This window comes from Quadrisphaera sp. DVD1 (assembly GCF_058932755.1).
The window spans coordinates 16,806-33,842 of record NZ_JBZYWI010000015.1 but is presented as its reverse complement, the minus strand read 5'-3'; the positions used below and the strand labels follow the sequence as shown (position 1 = coordinate 33,842).

14 protein-coding genes are annotated in these 17,037 nt (G+C 70.1%); all 14 read right to left on the bottom strand.

Annotation, left to right across the window (positions count from 1 at the left end; genetic code table 11):
* A partial coding sequence (rpsC, locus tag AC5FZL_RS03205; protein WP_493617121.1) for a 30S ribosomal protein S3 occupies positions 1-672 on the bottom strand: 672 nt, incomplete at its 3' end.
* Positions 672-1,055, bottom strand: a complete 384-nt coding sequence (gene rplV, locus AC5FZL_RS03200) for a 50S ribosomal protein L22 (RefSeq protein ID WP_493617120.1) — start codon at positions 1,053-1,055, stop codon at positions 672-674. The genes rpsC and rplV, both read right to left, overlap by 1 nt.
* A gap of 68 nt (positions 1,056-1,123) precedes the next feature.
* On the bottom strand, positions 1,124-1,405 hold the full coding sequence (rpsS, locus tag AC5FZL_RS03195) for a 30S ribosomal protein S19 (protein ID WP_493617119.1): 282 nt from the start codon (positions 1,403-1,405) through the stop codon (positions 1,124-1,126).
* 14 nt (positions 1,406-1,419) lie between these two features.
* The gene (gene rplB / locus AC5FZL_RS03190) at positions 1,420-2,256 is read right to left on the bottom strand and encodes a 50S ribosomal protein L2 (RefSeq protein ID WP_493617118.1); all 837 of its coding nucleotides are present in this window, start codon (positions 2,254-2,256) and stop codon (positions 1,420-1,422) included.
* A 1-nt stretch (position 2,257) separates the two neighbouring features.
* Positions 2,258-2,590, bottom strand: coding sequence for a 50S ribosomal protein L23 (rplW, locus tag AC5FZL_RS03185; RefSeq protein ID WP_493617117.1), 333 nt, complete (start codon positions 2,588-2,590; stop codon positions 2,258-2,260).
* The gene (gene rplD / locus AC5FZL_RS03180; RefSeq protein WP_493617116.1) at positions 2,590-3,303 is read right to left on the bottom strand and encodes a 50S ribosomal protein L4; all 714 of its coding nucleotides are present in this window, start codon (positions 3,301-3,303) and stop codon (positions 2,590-2,592) included. Before rplD ends, rplW begins: the two co-directional genes overlap by 1 nt.
* Positions 3,304-3,307: 4 nt before the next feature.
* Positions 3,308-3,979 (bottom strand): 50S ribosomal protein L3, encoded by a 672-nt coding sequence (gene rplC / locus AC5FZL_RS03175; protein ID WP_493617115.1) that lies wholly within the window; start codon positions 3,977-3,979, stop codon positions 3,308-3,310.
* Positions 3,980-4,005: 26 nt separating this feature from the next.
* Positions 4,006-4,314 (bottom strand): 30S ribosomal protein S10, encoded by a 309-nt coding sequence (gene rpsJ, locus AC5FZL_RS03170; protein ID WP_092861680.1) that lies wholly within the window; start codon positions 4,312-4,314, stop codon positions 4,006-4,008.
* A gap of 340 nt (positions 4,315-4,654) precedes the next feature.
* On the bottom strand, positions 4,655-5,848 hold the full coding sequence (tuf, locus tag AC5FZL_RS03165) for an elongation factor Tu (protein WP_493617114.1): 1,194 nt from the start codon (positions 5,846-5,848) through the stop codon (positions 4,655-4,657).
* A 99-nt stretch (positions 5,849-5,947) separates the two neighbouring features.
* Complete coding sequence (fusA, locus tag AC5FZL_RS03160; RefSeq protein WP_493617113.1) at positions 5,948-8,050, bottom strand: elongation factor G; 2,103 nt, start codon at positions 8,048-8,050, stop codon at positions 5,948-5,950.
* Between the two features lie 118 nt (positions 8,051-8,168).
* A complete protein-coding gene (rpsG, locus tag AC5FZL_RS03155; RefSeq protein ID WP_493617112.1) occupies positions 8,169-8,639 on the bottom strand; it encodes a 30S ribosomal protein S7 in 471 nt (156 codons plus the stop codon).
* Positions 8,639-9,013, bottom strand: coding sequence for a 30S ribosomal protein S12 (rpsL, locus tag AC5FZL_RS03150; RefSeq protein ID WP_493617111.1), 375 nt, complete (start codon positions 9,011-9,013; stop codon positions 8,639-8,641). The genes rpsG and rpsL overlap by 1 nt, the downstream gene beginning before the upstream one ends.
* A 298-nt stretch (positions 9,014-9,311) precedes the next feature.
* Positions 9,312-13,193 carry a DNA-directed RNA polymerase subunit beta' gene (locus AC5FZL_RS03145; protein ID WP_493617110.1) on the bottom strand — a complete coding sequence of 1,294 codons (3,882 nt, stop codon included), beginning with the start codon at positions 13,191-13,193 and terminating at the stop codon, positions 9,312-9,314.
* A 68-nt stretch (positions 13,194-13,261) separates the two neighbouring features.
* Positions 13,262-16,741 carry a DNA-directed RNA polymerase subunit beta gene (rpoB, locus tag AC5FZL_RS03140; protein WP_493617109.1) on the bottom strand — a complete coding sequence of 1,160 codons (3,480 nt, stop codon included), beginning with the start codon at positions 16,739-16,741 and terminating at the stop codon, positions 13,262-13,264.
* Positions 16,742-17,037 lie beyond the last annotated feature (296 nt).

The following is a 17,037-nucleotide window of genomic DNA, read 5'->3' as shown; positions in this document are numbered from 1 at the left end:
CGGGGCGGCGGCCTGCTGGGCCGCGAGCTCGCGCTGGGTGACGTCGCCCTTGTAGATCCAGACCTTCACGCCGATGCGGCCGAAGGTCGTCTTGGCCTCGTAGAAGCCGTAGTCGATGTTCGCCCGGAGGGTGTGCAGCGGCACGCGCCCCTCGCGGTAGAACTCCGAGCGGCTCATCTCCGCGCCGCCCAGGCGGCCGGCGCACTGCACCCGGATGCCCTTGGCGCCCGCGCGCTGGGCGGTCTGCATGCCCTTGCGCATGGCGCGGCGGAAGGAGACGCGGCTGGACAGCTGCTCGGCGATGCCCTGGGCCACCAGCTGCGCCTCGACCTCGGGGTTCTTCACCTCGAGGATGTTCAGCTGCACCTGCTTGCCCGTGAGCTTCTCGAGCTCGCCGCGCAGGCGGTCGGCCTCGGCGCCGCGGCGGCCGATGACGATGCCCGGGCGCGCGGTGTGGATGTCCACCCGCACGCGGTCGCGGGTGCGCTCGATCTCGACGCGCGCGATGCCGGCGCGGTCCATGCCCTTCGACATGAGCCGGCGGATCGCGACGTCCTCCTTCACGTAGTCGCTGTAGCGCTGGCCGGAGCGAGTGCTGTCAGCGAACCACCGGGAGCGGTGCTCGGTGGTGATGCCGAGACGGAACCCGTTCGGGTTGACCTTCTGTCCCACTACTGGTCCCTCCTCGGGCTCTGGGCGCCGCGCTCGGGCTGCGGCCCGACGACGACGGTGATGTGGCTGGTCCGCTTGAGGATCTGGCCCGCACGTCCCTGCGCCCGAGGGCGGAAACGCTTCAGGGTCGGTCCTTCATCCACGAACGCGGCCTGGACCACGAGGTCCTTCTCGTCGAAGGCCTCGCTGGCGCGGTCCGCCTTCACCCGGGCGTTCGCGATCGCGCTCTGCACGACCTTGAGCACCGGCTCGCTCGCCGCCTGGGGGGCGAAGCTCAGCACGGCGACGGCCTCGTTCGCCCGTCGGCCGCGGATGAGGTCGATGACCCTCCGCGCCTTCTGGGGCGTGACGCGGACGAACCGCGCCTGCGCCTTGGCTTCCATGTTCAGGTCCTACCTCTTCGTCGTCTGGTGTCGCGGTGCGGTCGGGAACGCTGCGGGGAGTCGCCGCGTCAGCGGCGACGGCCCCGGCGGTCGTCCTTCTCGTGGCCGCGGAAGGTCCGCGTGGGGGCGAACTCCCCGAGCTTGTGCCCGACCATCGACTCCGTGACGAAGACCGGGACGTGCTTGCGGCCGTCGTGCACCGCGATGGTGTGCCCGAGCATGTCCGGCACGATCATCGAGCGGCGCGACCACGTCCGGATCACGTTCTTGGTGCCCCGCTCGTTCTGGACGTCCACCTTCTTCTGGAGGTGGTCGTCGACGAAGGGGCCCTTCTTCAGGCTGCGCGGCATGTTCGGGCTCTCTCTCAGCGCTTCTTGCCGGTGCGGCGGCGGCGGACGATCTGACTGTCGCTGGCCTTGCCCGGCTTGCGGGTGCGGCCCTCGGGCTTGCCCCACGGGCTGACCGGGTGCCGGCCGCCGGAGGTCTTGCCCTCACCACCACCGTGCGGGTGGTCGATCGGGTTCATCGCGACGCCGCGCACGGTCGGGCGCTTGCCCTTCCAGCGCATGCGGCCGGCCTTGCCCCAGTTGATGTTCGACTGCTCGGCGTTGCCGACCTCGCCGACCGTGGCGCGGCAGCGCACGTCGACCAGGCGGACCTCGCCGGAGGGCAGGCGCAGCTGGGCGGTGCTGCCCTCGCGCGCCACGAGCTGCACCGAGGTGCCGGCCGAACGGGCGAGCTTCGCGCCGCCGCCCGGACGCAGCTCGATCGCGTGGACGACCGTGCCGACCGGGATGTTGCGCAGCGGCAGGTTGTTGCCGGGCTTGATGTCGGCCTCGGGGCCGTTCTCCACCATGTCGCCCTGCTTCAGGCGGGTCGGCGCCAGGATGTAGCGCTTGGTGCCGTCCACGTAGTGCAGCAGCGCCAGGCGGGCGGTGCGGTTGGGGTCGTACTCGATGTGAGCGACCTTCGCCGGCACGCCGTCCTTGTCGTGGCGGCGGAAGTCCACGACCCGGTAGGCGCGCTTGTGGCCGCCGCCCTGGTGGCGGGTGGTGATGCGGCCGCTGGAGTTGCGCCCGCCCTTCTTCGGCAGGGGGCGCACGAGGGACTTCTCCGGCTCGCTGCGCGTGACCTCGACGAAGTCGGCGACGGACGAGCCGCGCCGGCCGGGCGTGGTGGGCTTGTAGTTGCGGATGCCCATGTCAGGCCCCTCCCCCGAAGATGTCGATGGACCCCTCGCGCAGGGTGACGATCGCGCGCTTGGTGTCCTTGCGCTTGCCGGTCCCGGTCCGGGTGCGGCGCTTCTTGCCCTCGCGGTTGAGGGTGTTGACCGACTCGACCTTGACGCCGAAGACCTTCTCGACGGCGACCTTGATCTCGGTCTTGTTCGCCCGCGGGTCGACCAGGAAGGTGTACTTCCCCTGGTCGAGCAGCGCGTAGCTCTTCTCCGAGACGACCGGCGCGCGCAGCACGTCGCGCGGGTCCTTCCCGAAGGTCGCCGAGGCGCCGTCGACGGGAGTGGTGGGCTCGCTCATCAGGCCTGCTCCTCGGTGCTCTCAGCGCCGGTGGCGGTGCTCGCCGGTCCGGCGAGGAAGGCCTCGAGGGCGCTGCGGGTGAAGACGACGTCGTCGCTGACGAGGACGTCGTACGTGTTCAGCTGGTCGGCGTAGATGAGGTGCACGCCGTCAGCGTTGCGCAGGCTCTTCCAGCCGGCCTCGTCGCCGCGGGCCAGGACGACCAACTGCTTGGGGCGGCTGGACAGCCGGGCCACGGCCGCGATGGCGGTGCTGGTCGAGGGCGTCGTGCCCTCGACCACGCCGGTGAGGACGTGGATGCGCTCGTGGCGCGCCCGGTCCGACAGGGCCCCGCGCAGGGCGGCGGCCTTCATCTTCTTGGGCGTGCGCTGGGAGTAGTCGCGCGGCGTCGGGCCGTGCACCACGCCACCGCCGGTGAACTGCGGCGCGCGGATGGACCCCTGGCGCGCGCGCCCGGTGCCCTTCTGCTTGTACGGCTTGCGGCCGCCGCCTCGCACCTCGCCGCGGTTCTTGGTGCTGTGCGTGCCCTGGCGGGCCGCGGCCAGCTGGGCCACGACGACCTGGTGGATCAGCGGCACGTTGGTCTGGACGTCGAAGACGTCCCCGGGCAGCTCGACCGTTCCGGCCGCGTCGCCCGAGGGCTCCAGCACCTGGACCGTGCGCGTGGTGCGCCCGACCAGGTCGATCTCGGTGGTCGCAGAGGTGGTGGTCACCGTCTCAGCCCTCCGTCGGGGCGGCCTTGGCCGCCGTCTTGAGCAGCACCAGCGCACCGCGGTGGCCGGGGACGGCGCCCTTGACGAGCACCAGCCCGCGCTCGGCGTCCACGGCGTGCACGGTGAGGTTCTGCGTGGTCTGGCGGACGGCGCCCATGCGGCCGGCCATCTTCAGGCCCTTGAACACGCGGCCGGGCGTCGAGGCCCCGCCGATCGAGCCGGGCTTGCGGTGGTTGCGGTGCGCACCGTGGCTGGCGCCGACGCCGGAGAAGCCGTGGCGCTTCATGACGCCGGCGGTGCCCTTGCCCCGGGTGGTGCCCGTGACGTCGATGACCTGGCCGGCGGTGAACAGCTCGGCGGTCAGCTCCTGGCCCACGGCGTAGTCGGCGGCGTCCGGCGTGCGGAGCTCGACGACGTGGCGGCGGGGGGTCGTCCCGGCCTTGGCGAAGTGACCGGCCAGCGGCTTGGTCACCTTGCGCGGGTCGATCTCGCCGAAGGCGAGCTGGACGCCGGCGTAGCCGTCGGTCTCGGGCGTGCGCACCTGCGTCACCACGCACGGGCCGGCCTGGACGACCGTGACCGGCACGAGGCGGCCGGAGTCGTCCCAGACCTGCGTCATGCCGAGCTTGGCGCCCAGCAGGCCGGCGACGCGGCGCTGGGTGGTGGTCGTGGTCATGGTGTGTCGATCCCTCGCAGCCGGACTCAGAGCTTGATCTCGATGTTCACGTCCGCAGGCAGGTCGAGCCGCATGAGCGAGTCCACCGCCTTCGGCGTGGGATCGATGATGTCGATCAGCCGCTTGTGCGTGCGCATCTCGAAGTGCTCGCGGCTGTCCTTGTACTTGTGCGGCGAGCGGATGACCACGTACACGTTCTTCTCCGTCGGCAGCGGCACCGGCCCGACGACCGTGGCGCCGGCGTTGGTGACCGTGTCGACGATCTTGCGCGCCGAGCTGTCGATGACCTCGTGGTCGTACGACTTCAGCCGGATGCGGATCTTCTGTCCCGCCATGGCTCGTTCCCCTCGTCGTCCCGTTGGATCGCGGGGCGGGAGGGCCAGACCGACCCCCGAGGTCGGGCGTGTCGCGATCTCCCGCGCACTGCACCGACCGGCGCTCTCGCGCCCGTGGGGGTGGTTGTCCCGTCCCGGTCTCCCGGGCGCCGGCACTGCACCCTGGTGTCCACCTGGTCGGTGGCAGCGCGTGCCGGACAACCCGGTAATAGTGCCAGACGCGACCCCCGGGAGTCCAATCCACCTCCGGCGCCCTCCGGCAGCTCCGCCCGGGGACGACGGAGGGCCCGGGCGCAGCGCGCCCGGGCCCTCCAGCCGGTGCCCCCTCAGGGGCGGTGGCTCACTTGATGATCTTGGTGACCTGGCCGGCGCCCACGGTGCGGCCGCCCTCGCGGATGGCGAAGCGCAGGCCCTCCTCCATGGCGATCGGCTGGATCATCGCGACCGTCATCTCGGTGTTGTCGCCGGGCATGACCATCTCGGTGCCCTCGGGCAGCGTGATGACGCCGGTGACGTCCGTGGTGCGGAAGTAGAACTGCGGGCGGTAGTTCGAGTAGAACGGGTTGTGACGCCCACCCTCGTCCTTGGACAGGATGTAGACCCGCGCCTCGAAGTCCGTGTGGGGCGTGATGGAGCCCGCCTTGCACACGACCTGGCCGCGCTCGACGTCCTCGCGCTTGAGGCCGCGGAGCAGCAGGCCGACGTTCTCGCCCGCGCGCCCCTCGTCCAGCAGCTTGCGGAACATCTCGATGCCGGTGACCGTCGTGCTCTGCGACTTCTGACGGATGCCGACGATCTCGACGGTCTCGTTGACCTTGAGGATGCCGCGCTCGATGCGGCCGGTCACCACGGTGCCGCGGCCGGTGATCGTGAAGACGTCCTCGACGGGCATGAGGAACGGCTTGTCGACCTCGCGCTCGGGCTGCGGGATCGCGGTGTCGACGGCGTCCATCAGCTCCATGAGCTTGCCGCCCCACTCGGCGTCGCCCTCGAGCGCCTTCAGCGCCGAGACCCGGACGACCGGCAGGTCGTCACCGGGGAACTCGTAGCTGGACAGCAGCTCGCGGACCTCCATCTCGACGAGCTCGAGGATCTCCTCGTCGTCGACCATGTCGGCCTTGTTCAGCGCCACCACGATGTAGGGGACGCCGACCTGGCGGGCCAGGAGCACGTGCTCCTTGGTCTGCGGCATCGGGCCGTCGGTGGCGGCGACCACGAGGATCGCGCCGTCCATCTGGGCCGCACCGGTGATCATGTTCTTGATGTAGTCGGCGTGCCCGGGGCAGTCGACGTGCGCGTAGTGGCGCGACTCGGTCTGGTACTCGACGTGCGCGATCGAGATCGTGATCCCGCGCTGCTTCTCCTCCGGCGCCTTGTCGATCTGGTCGAACGGCGTGAAGGGGTTCAGGTCCGGGTACTTGTCGTGCAGGACCTTGGAGATCGCCGCCGTCAGCGTCGTCTTGCCGTGGTCGATGTGCCCGATGGTGCCGATGTTGACGTGCGGCTTGGTCCGCTCGAACTTGGCCTTGGCCACTGGAGTCCTCCTGAGAGCTTCTCGAACTGGTGCGATGGTAGTCGTGCCGGCGCGCGCCGTGAGCAGGCGCTGTCCCGCTGATCGCTCAGCGGGGGCCCCTCACTCGCCGCGGGCCTTCTTGACGATCTCCTCCGCGACGTTGCGCGGCACCTCGCCGTAGCTGTCGAACGTCATCGTGTACACCGCGCGGCCCTGGGTCTTGGACCGCAGGTCGCCGACGTACCCGAACATCTCCGACAGCGGCACGGTGGCCCGCACGATCTTCGCGCCGCTGATGTCCTCCATGGCCGAGATCTGGCCACGGCGGGCGTTGAGGTCGCCGATCACCTCGCCCATGTAGTCCTCGGGCGTGCGGACCTCGACGGCCATGATGGGCTCCAGCAGGACCGGGTCGGCCTTGCGGACGGCCTCCTTGAGGACCATGGAGCCGGCGACCTTGAACGCCATCTCCGAGGAGTCGACGTCGTGGTAGGCGCCGTCCAGGAGGGTGGCCTTGATCCCGACGAGCGGGTAGCCGGCCACGACGCCGAGCTGCATGGCGTCCTGGATGCCGTGGTCGACGCTGGGGATGTACTCGCGCGGGACGCGGCCACCGGTGACCTTGTTCTCGAACTCGTACATCTGGCCCTCGGACGTGTCCAGGGGCTCGATCTTGACCTGCACCTTGGCGTACTGGCCCGACCCACCGGTCTGCTTCTTGTGGGTGTAGTCCAGCTTGTCCACGGTGCGGCGGATGGTCTCGCGGTAGGCGACCTGCGGCTTGCCGACGCTGGCGTCCACCTTGAACTCGCGGCGCATCCGGTCGACGAGGATGTCGAGGTGGAGCTCCCCCATCCCCTTGATGATGGTCTGGGAGGTCTCCTCGTCCTGCTCGACCTGGAAGGTCGGGTCCTCCTCGGCCAGCTTCTGGATGGCCGTGCTGAGCTTCTCCTGGTCGGCCTTCGTCTTCGGCTCGATCGCCACGGAGATGACCGGCTCCGGGAAGGTCATCGACTCCAGGACGATCTGGTTCTGCGGGTCGCAGAGCGTGTCGCCGGTGGTCGTGTCCTTGAGGCCGATCATCGCGTAGATGTGGCCGGCGCCGGCCTCGTCGACCGGGTTCTCCTTGTTGGAGTGCATCTGGAAGAGCTTCCCGATGCGCTCCTTCTTGCCCTTGGTCGAGTTGATGACCTGGGCGCCGCCGGCGACCTTGCCCGAGTACACCCGGACGTAGGTGAGCTTGCCGAAGAACGGGTGGGTGGCGACCTTGAAGGCCAGCGCGGAGAACGGCTCGTCCGTGCTCGGGGCCCGGGTGATCGACACGTCCTCGTCGCCGACCTTGTGGCCCACCATCGGCGGGACGTCGAGCGGGGAGGGCAGGTAGTCGATGACGGCGTCGAGCATGGGCTGGACGCCCTTGTTCTTGAACGCCGAGCCGCACATCACGGGGTACAGCGCGCTCGTGACCGTGAGCTTGCGGATGCCCGCCTTGATCTCCTCGGGGGACAGGTCCTCACCGCCCAGGTACTTCTCGAGCAGCGCCTCGTCGGCCTCGGCGACGGTCTCGACCAGCTGCTGGCGGTACTCGGCGGCCTGCTCGGCCAGGTCGGCCGGGATCTCCTCGATCTCGTAGGCCTCGCCCTTGCCGGTGTCGCCGCGCCAGGTGAGGGCGCGCATGTACACGAGGTCGACGACGCCGACGAAGGAGTTCTCCGCACCGATCGGGAGCTGGATCACCAGCGGGGTCGCCCCCAGGCGCTCCTTGATGGTGCGCACGGTGAAGTAGAAGTCCGCGCCCAGCTTGTCCATCTTGTTGACGAAGCAGATGCGGGGGACGTCGTACTTGTCCGCCTGGCGCCAGACCGTCTCGGACTGGGGCTCCACGCCCTCCTTGCCGTCGAAGACGGCGACCGCGCCGTCCAGGACGCGCAGCGACCGCTCGACCTCGACCGTGAAGTCGACGTGGCCGGGCGTGTCGATGATGTTGATCTGGTTGCCCTCCCAGAAGCAGGTGGTGGCGGCGGAGGTGATGGTGATGCCCCGCTCCTGCTCCTGCTCCATCCAGTCCATCGTGGCTGCGCCGTCGTGGACCTCGCCGATCTTGTAGTTGATCCCCGTGTAGAAGAGGATCCGCTCCGTCGTCGTGGTCTTGCCGGCGTCGATGTGCGCCATGATGCCGATGTTGCGGACCTTCGTGAGGTCCGTCAGCACGTCCAGTGCCACGCTGTGGTCCTGCCTGTCTGGCCGGTGAGGCCTTTGCCGTGGTGGTGGTTCCGGGGGTGTCCCCGGTGACCACCGGGGGCTGGCGAGGACGGGCTCCCGCGAGCGGGAGCCCGTCGGATCACCAGCGGTAGTGCGCGAACGCCTTGTTCGACTCGGCCATCTTGTGGGTGTCCTCGCGGCGCTTGACCGCGGCCCCCAGGCCGTTGCTGGCGTCGATGATCTCGTTCATCAGGCGCTCCGTCATGGTCTTCTCGCGGCGGGCGCGGGAGTAGCCGACCAGCCAGCGCAGGGCCAGCGTGGTGGAGCGGCCCGCGCGGACCTCGATCGGCACCTGGTAGGTGGCGCCGCCGACGCGGCGGGAGCGCACCTCGAGGGCCGGCTTGACGTTGTCCATCGCCTTCTTGAGGGCGATGGTCGGGTCCTGGCCGGTCTTCTCGCGGGCACCCTCGAGCGCGCCGTAGACGATCCGCTCGGCGGTGGACTTCTTGCCGTCGACGAGGATCTTGTTGACCAGCTGGGTGACCAGCGGCGAGCCGTAGACGGGGTCCACGACGAGCGGCCGCTTCGGGGCGGGTCCCTTGCGAGGCATCAGCTGTTCCCCTTCTTCGCGCCGTACCGGCTGCGAGCCTGCTTGCGGTTCTTGACCGCCTGGGTGTCGAGCGCGCCGCGCACGATCTTGTAGCGCACGCCCGGGAGGTCCTTCACGCGGCCGCCGCGCACGAGCACGATCGAGTGCTCCTGCAGGTTGTGGCCCTCGCCCGGGATGTAGGCCGTGACCTCGACCTGGCTGGACAGGCGGACGCGAGCCACCTTGCGCAGCGCCGAGTTCGGCTTCTTGGGGGTGGTGGTGTAGACGCGGGTGCACACGCCGCGACGCTGCGGGCTCCCCTTGAGGGCCGGCGTGTTGGACTTGCTGGCCTTGTCCTGGCGGCCCTTGCGGACCAGTTGCTGGATCGTGGGCACCGGGTCTCCGTACCTGTTCTTGTCTGCGGGATGGCGTTCGGGGTGGTGCTGCGGTCAGGCCGGGGCTGGCACCGAGGTGCTGCCGGCTGTCCGGGGCCGTGGCCCCCGTGGTCGGGCGTGTCGCCCGCCGGTCACCGGGGCCGATGGCGGCCCTGGCGCACGAGGGCCCGGGCGCGCCCGGGCTCTCCCCCAGGGTACGCCGGTGTGACCAGCAGCGTCAAAGCAGCCCGAGCAGGGCACCGGCCGCCGGCCCCGCAGGAGCGGAGACGGCGGCCGGTGGCACCCGACGGGGTCGTGCTCAGCGGCCGTAGCCGCCGGTGTCGTACTCCTCCAGCGGGACGGCCTGGCCCGCGCCGGCACCGAAGTAGCCGTCGTAGTCCGTGTCGTCGTAGCCGGGGACCGCGTACATCGCGGCCTTGGCCTCCTCGGTCGGCTCCACCTGCACGTCGCGGTAGCGGGACAGGCCCGTGCCGGCCGGGATGAGCTTGCCCAGGATGACGTTCTCCTTGAGCCCGAGCAGGGGGTCGCTGCGGCCGTTGAGGGCCGCCTCGGTGAGCACCCGGGTGGTCTCCTGGAAGGAGGCCGCCGAGAGCCAGGACTCCGTGGCGAGGGAGGCCTTGGTGATGCCCATCAGCTCGGGACGGCCGGCCGCCGGGGTGCCGCCCTCGGCGACCACCCTGCGGTTCTCCGTCTCGAACCGGGAGCGCTCGGCCAGCTCGCCGGGCAGCAGCTCGGCGTCGCCGGAGTCGATGATCGTCACGCGGCGCAGCATCTGCCGCACGATGACCTCGATGTGCTTGTCGTGGATGCCCACGCCCTGGCTGCGGTAGACCCGCTGGACCTCGTCCACCAGGTGCTTCTGCACGGCGCGGGGGCCGAGGATGCGCAGCACCTGCTTGGGGTCGACCGACCCGGCGATGAGCTGGCGCCCGACCTCCACGTGCTCGCCGTCGGCGACCAGCAGGCGGGCCCGCTTGGTCACCAGGTGGGCGATCTCCTCCGAGCCGTCGTCGGGGGTGACGACGATCCGGCGGGTGCGGTCGGCGTCCTCGATCGTGACGCGGCCGGCGGCCTCGACGATCGGGGCCTGGCCCTTGGGGGTGCGGGCCTCGAACAGCTCCTGCACGCGCGGGAGGCCGTGCGTGATGTCGCCGCCCTCGGACGCCACACCACCGACGTGGAAGGTGCGCATCGTCAGCTGGGTGCCGGGCTCGCCGATCGACTGGGCGGCGATGATGCCGACCGCCTCGCCGATGTCCACGAGCTTGCCGCTGGCCAGGGAGCGGCCGTAGCAGAGCGCGCAGGTGCCGACCTTGGACTCGCAGGTGAGGACCGAGCGGATCTTGACCTCGGTCACCCCCTGGGCGACCAGGTCGTTGATGAGCACGTCGCCGACGTCGGCGCCGGCCTCGGCCACCACCTGGCCGTCGACCTCCACCGCCGTCGCCAGGGTGCGGGCGTAGACGCTGGTCTCGACGGTGTCGATCTTGCGGAGGACGCCGGTGGCGTCCTGCGTGGCGATCGGCAGGGTCAGGCCGCGCTCGGTGCCGCAGTCGTCCTCGCGGACGATGACGTCCTGGGAGACGTCCACCAGGCGCCGGGTGAGGTACCCGGAGTCGGCGGTGCGCAGCGCGGTGTCGGCCAGGCCCTTGCGGGCGCCGTGCGTGGAGATGAAGAACTCCAGCACGGACAGGCCCTCGCGGAAGCTGGACTTCACCGGGCGGGGGATGATCTCGCCGCGCGGGTTGGCGACGAGCCCCTTCATGCCGCCGATCTGGCGCATCTGCATCCAGTTGCCTCGCGCCCCCGAGGTGACCATCCGGTAGATGGTGTTCTTCGGGTCGATGGAGGCCTCGAGGTCCTCGGCCACCTCGTTGGTGCCCAGCGTCCAGATCTCGATGAGCTCCTGGCGGCGCTCGTCGTCCGTGATCAGACCGGCCTCGTACTGCTGCTGGACCTTCTCGGCACGCGCCTCGTACTTCTCGAGGATCGCCTGCTTGTGGTCCGGCGAGACGAGGTCGGAGATGGAGATCGTCGTCCCCGAGCGGGTCGCCCAGTGGAAGCCGGCCTCCTTGAGGGCGTCGAGGGTCGCGGCGACCTGCACCTTGGGGTAGCGCTCGGCGAGGTCGTTGACGATCGTCGACAGGCGCTTCTTGTCCACCACCTCGTTGACGAAGCGGTAGTCCGTCGGCAGCGTCTCGTTGAACAGCGCCCGGCCCAGGGTGGTCTCGAGCAGCAGGGGGTCGCCCTGCTCCCAGCCCTCGGGCACGACGGCGCCGGCCGGCGGGACGATGCCCTGGAGCCGCAGGCGCACGGTGGCGCCCAGGTCGAGCACGCGGGCGTCGAAGGCCATGACGGCCTCGGAGACCGAGCCGAAGACCCGCCCCTCCCCCGCGCCGCCCTCGACGGAGGACGTCAGGTGGAAGAGGCCGATGACCATGTCCTGGGTGGGCATGGTGACCGGGCGGCCGTCCGCCGGCTTGAGGATGTTGTTGCTCGAGAGCATCAGCACCCGCGCCTCGGCCTGGGCCTCGGCGCTCAGCGGCAGGTGCACGGCCATCTGGTCGCCGTCGAAGTCGGCGTTGAAGGCGGTGCAGACCAGCGGGTGGATCTGGATGGCCTTGCCCTCGACCAGCTGCGGCTCGAAGGCCTGGATCCCCAGGCGGTGCAGGGTGGGTGCGCGGTTGAGCATCACCGGGTGCTCGGTGATGACCTCCTCCAGCACGTCCCAGACCACGGGGCGGGCGCGCTCGACCATGCGCTTGGCCGACTTGATGTTCTGCGCGTGGTTGAGGTCGACCAGGCGCTTCATGACGAAGGGCTTGAACAGCTCCAGCGCCATCGGCTTCGGCAGGCCGCACTGGTGCAGCTTCAGCTGCGGGCCCACGACGATGACCGAGCGCCCGGAGTAGTCCACGCGCTTGCCGAGCAGGTTCTGGCGGAACCGCCCCTGCTTGCCCTTGAGCATGTCGGACAGCGACTTCAGCGGCCGGTTGCCCGGGCCGGTGACCGGGCGCCCGCGGCGGCCGTTGTCGAACAGCGCGTCGACGGCCTCCTGGAGCATCCGCTTCTCGTTGTTGACGATGATCTCGGGCGCGCCGAGGTCGAGCAGGCGCTTGAGCCGGTTGTTCCGGTTGATCACGCGCCGGTAGAGGTCGTTCAGGTCGGAGGTCGCGAAGCGGCCGCCGTCCAGCTGCACCATCGGGCGCAGGTCCGGCGGGATCACCGGGACGGCGTCCAGGACCATGCCCAGGGGCGAGTTGGTCGTCGTGAGGAACGCGGAGACGACCTTGAGGCGCTTGAGGGCGCGGGTCTTGCGCTGGCCCTTGCCCGACCGGATGGTCTCGCGCAGCGACTCGGCCTCGGCCACGAGGTCGAAGGACTCCAGGCGCTTCTGGATCGCCGCAGCGCCCATGCCGCCCTCGAAGTACAGCCCGTACCGGTCGCGCAGCTCGCGGTAGAGCATCTCGTCGCCCTCGAGGTCGGCGACCTTGAGCTTGGCGAAGCGGTCCCAGACCTGCCCGAGGCGGTCGATCTCGGCGTCCGCGCGGCGGCGGATCGCGTTCATCTCCCGCTCGGCGGACTCCCGGACGCGACGGCGCGCGTCGCCCTTGGCGCCCTCGGCCTCGAGCTCGGCGAGGTCGGCCTCGAGCTTCTGGGCCCGGGTCTCCACGTCGGAGTCGCGGCGGTCGGCGACCTGCTTCTTCTCCACGTCCATCTGGGCCTGCAGGGACGGCAGGTCGCGGTGGCGGGACTCCTCGTCGACCCACGTGATCATGTAGGCGGCGAAGTAGATGATCTTCTCGAGGTCCTTGGGGGCCAGGTCGAGCAGGTACCCGAGCCGGCTGGGGACGCCCTTGAAGTACCAGATGTGGGTCACCGGAGCGGCGAGCTCGATGTGGCCCATCCGCTCACGACGCACCTTGGCGCGCGTGACCTCCACGCCGCAGCGCTCGCAGATGATGCCCTTGAAGCGCACGCGCTTGTACTTGCCGCAGTAGCACTCCCAGTCCCGGGTGGGGCCGAAGATCTTCTCGCAGAAGAGCCCGTCCTTCTCCGGCTTGAGGGTGCGGTAGTTGATGGTCTCCGGCTTCTTGACCTCGCCGTGGGACCAGGTCCGGATGTCGTCGGCGGTGGCGAGGCCGATGCGCAGCTCGTCGAAGAAGTTGACGTCGAGCACGAGGTTCCTTCTCTCGCTCAGTGGTGCGGTGTGTCGGGTCTGACGGAGGGCAGGTCGTGCCGCGGCCGTCAGACCTCCTCGACGCTGCTGGGCTCGCGACGGGAGAGGTCGATGCCCAGCTCCTCAGCCGCGCGGAAGACGTCGTCGTCGGTCTCCCGCATCTCGATCGACGTGCCGTCGCTGGAGAGGATCTCCACGTTCAGGCACAGCGACTGCATCTCCTTGATGAGCACCTTGAAGGACTCGGGGATTCCGGGCTCGGGGATGTTCTCCCCCTTCACCACGGCCTCGTAGACCTTCACGCGCCCGAGGACGTCGTCCGACTTGATGGTCAGGAGCTCCTGCAGCGCGTACGCCGCGCCGTAGGCCTCCAGCGCCCAGACCTCCATCTCGCCGAACCGCTGGCCGCCGAACTGGGCCTTACCGCCCAGGGGCTGCTGCGTGATCATGGAGTAGGGGCCGGTCGAGCGGGCGTGGATCTTGTCGTCGACCAGGTGGTGGAGCTTCAGGATGTACATGTAGCCCACCGACACCGGCTCGGGGAACGGCTCGCCGGAGCGGCCGTCGAAGAGCCGGGCCTTGCCCGAGCCGTCGACCAGGCGGACGCCGTCGCGGGTCTTGATCGTCGAGTCCAGCAGACCCGTGATCTCGTCCTCGGAGACGCCGTCGAACACCGGGGTGGCGACCGGCGTGCCCGGGGCGACCTCGCGGGCCACCTCCGGCACGTGGACGGCCCACTCGGCGCCCTCCTCGATCTTCCAGCCCTGCTTGGCGATCCAGCCCAGGTGCAGCTCGAGGACCTGGCCGACGTTCATCCGGCCCGGCACGCCGAGCGGGTTGAGCACGATGTCGACCGCGGTGCCGTCCTCGAGGAACGGCATGTCCTCCACCGGGAGGATCTTGGAGATGACGCCCTTGTTGCCGTGGCGCCCGGCGAGCTTGTCGCCGTCCGTGATCTTGCGCTTCTGGGCCACGTAGACGCGGACCAGCTGGTTCACGCCCGGGGGCAGCTCGTCGCCGTCCTCGCGGTCGAAGACCTTCACGCCGATGACCGTGCCCGACTCGCCGTGGGGCACCTTGAGGGAGGTGTCGCGCACCTCGCGCGCCTTCTCGCCGAAGATCGCGCGCAGCAGACGCTCCTCGGGGGTCAGCTCGGTCTCGCCCTTGGGCGTCACCTTGCCGACGAGGATGTCGCCGGGGACGACCTCCGCACCGATCCGGATGATCCCGCGCTCGTCGAGGTCGGCGAGGACCTCCTCGGCGACGTTGGGGATGTCCCGGGTGATCTCCTCCGGGCCCAGCTTGGTGTCGCGGGCGTCGACCTCGTGCTCCTCGATGTGGATCGAGGAGAGGACGTCGTCCTGGACGATGCGCTGGCTGAGGATGATCGCGTCCTCGTAGTTGTGGCCCTCCCACGGCATGAAGGCCACGAGCAGGTTGCGCCCGAGGGCCAGCTCGCCCTGGTCGGTCGAGGGGCCGTCGGCCAGGACCGCGCCGGCGTCCACGTGCTCGCCCTCGACGGCCAGCACGCGCTGGTTGTAGGACGTGCCCTGGTTCGACCGGCGGAACTTCGCCAGGCGGTAGGTGCTCGAGGTGCCGTCGTCGTTGGCGACGGTCACGGCGTCGGCCGAGACCGCGGTGACGGCGCCCGGCTTCTCGGCCACGACCACGTCACCGGCGTCGACCGCCGCGTGGAGCTCCATGCCGGTGCCGACCAGCGGCGCCTCGGAGCGCACCAGCGGCACGGCCTGGCGCTGCATGTTGGCGCCCATGAGCGCGCGGTTGGCGTCGTCGTGCTCGAGGAACGGGATCATCGCCGTCGCCACCGACACCATCTGGCGCGGGGAGACGTCCATGTAGTCGACCTCGTCGGCGGGCACGAACTCGGCCTCGCCGCCCTTGGCGCGCACGAGGACGCGGGCCTCGGAGAAGCGCAGGTCCTCGGTCAGCGGGGCGTTGGCCTGCGCGATGACGTGCTCGTCCTCCTCGTCAGCGGTGAGGTAGTCCACCTCGTCGCTGACCTGGCCGTCGACGACCCTGCGGTACGGGGTCTCGACGAAGCCGAAGGGGTTGATCCGCCCGTAGCTCGACAGCGACCCGATGAGGCCGATGTTCGGGCCCTCCGGGGTCTCGATCGGGCACATGCGGCCGTAGTGCGAGGGGTGGACGTCGCGGACGTCCATGCCGGCGCGGTCGCGGGACAGGCCGCCCGGGCCGAGCGCGGACAGGCGGCGCTTGTGGGTCAGACCGGCGAGCGGGTTGGTCTGGTCCATGAACTGCGACAGCTGGCTGGTCCCGAAGAACTCCTTGATGGAGGCCACCACGGGACGGATGTTGATCAGGGTCTGGGGCGTGATCGCCTCGACGTCCTGGGTCGTCATCCGCTCGCGGACCACGCGCTCCATCCGGGACAGCCCGGTGCGCACCTGGTTCTGGATCAGCTCGCCGACCGCGCGCAGGCGGCGGTTGCCGAAGTGGTCGATGTCGTCGACCTCGACGCGGATGTCCGTGTCGACGCCGCCGCGGCGGCCCTTCATGGTGCTGCCGCCGTCGTGCAGGGTGACCAGCAGGCGGATCGTCGCCACGATGTCGGCGACCGACAGCGTGCCGGCGCTCAGCGGCTCCTCCAGCCCGAGCTTCCGGTTCAGCTTGTACCGGCCGACCTTGGCGAGGTCGTAGCGCTTGGGGTTGAAGTACAGGTTGTCCAGCAGCGTCTGGGCCGCCTCGCGCGTCGGCGGCTCGCCCGGGCGCAGCTTGCGGTAGATGTCGAGCAGCGCGTCGTCCTGGCCGGTGGTGCTGTCCTTCTCCAGGGTGGCGCGGATCGACTCGAACTGGCCGAACTCCTCGAGGATCTGGGAGTCGGTCCAGCCGAGCGCCTTGAGCAGCACCGTGACGGACTGCTTGCGCTTGCGGTCGATGCGCACGCCGACCATGTCGCGCTTGTCGATCTCGAACTCGAGCCAGGCGCCGCGCGAGGGGATGACCTTCGCGGTGTAGACGTCCTTGTCGGAGGTCTTGTCGACCGAGCGCTCGAAGTAGACGCCCGGGGAGCGCACGAGCTGCGAGACGACGACGCGCTCGGTGCCGTTGATGACGAAGGTGCCGCGAGGGGTCATGAGCGGGAAGTCGCCCATGAACACCGTCTGGCTCTTGATCTCGCCGGTGGTGGCGTTCATGAACTCGGCCGTGACGAAGAGCGGGGCCGCGTAGGTCATGTCCCGCTCCTTGCACTCCTCCAGGGAGTACTTGGGCGGCTCGAACCGGTGGTCGCGGAACGACAGCGACATGGAGCCGGAGAAGTCCTCGATCGGAGAGATCTCCTCGAAGATGTCCTCCAGGCCCGAGGTGTCGGGGACCTCGCCGGCGGTCTGCGCCTGGGCCACCCGGGCGCGCCAGCGCTCGTTGCCGAGCAGCCAGTCGAAGCTCTCGGTCTGGAGGGCGAGGAGGTCGGGGACGTCGAGCGGTTCGCGGATCTTCGCGAACGAGACGCGGCGGTGAGCCGCGGTGGAGCTGGTGCTGGGGCGGAGCGAGGTGCGCGAGGCGACCAAGAGGAGTCCTTCCACGGTCCTGCGGACGGTGCGGAGGCAAGCCGAGCAGCCCCTAGCCGGTGACGAGCCGGTGTCGAGGCGGAAGCAGGGGTTTGCGCAAGGATTTACCTTACCGGGCGGGAACGCACAAGTCCAGCGGCCGAGGAGCAGCTCCTGCGATCCCCATCGATCGCGGTGCTCCGGGCGCCGGGGCCCGCTGTCGGCACGAGCATGACTGGCAGGGCCCCGCCCGTCAAGCAGCGGCGCGCCCGGCGCGCCGGGCGGCGGCGGGACGGCGGTGGAACGCCGACGGCGCC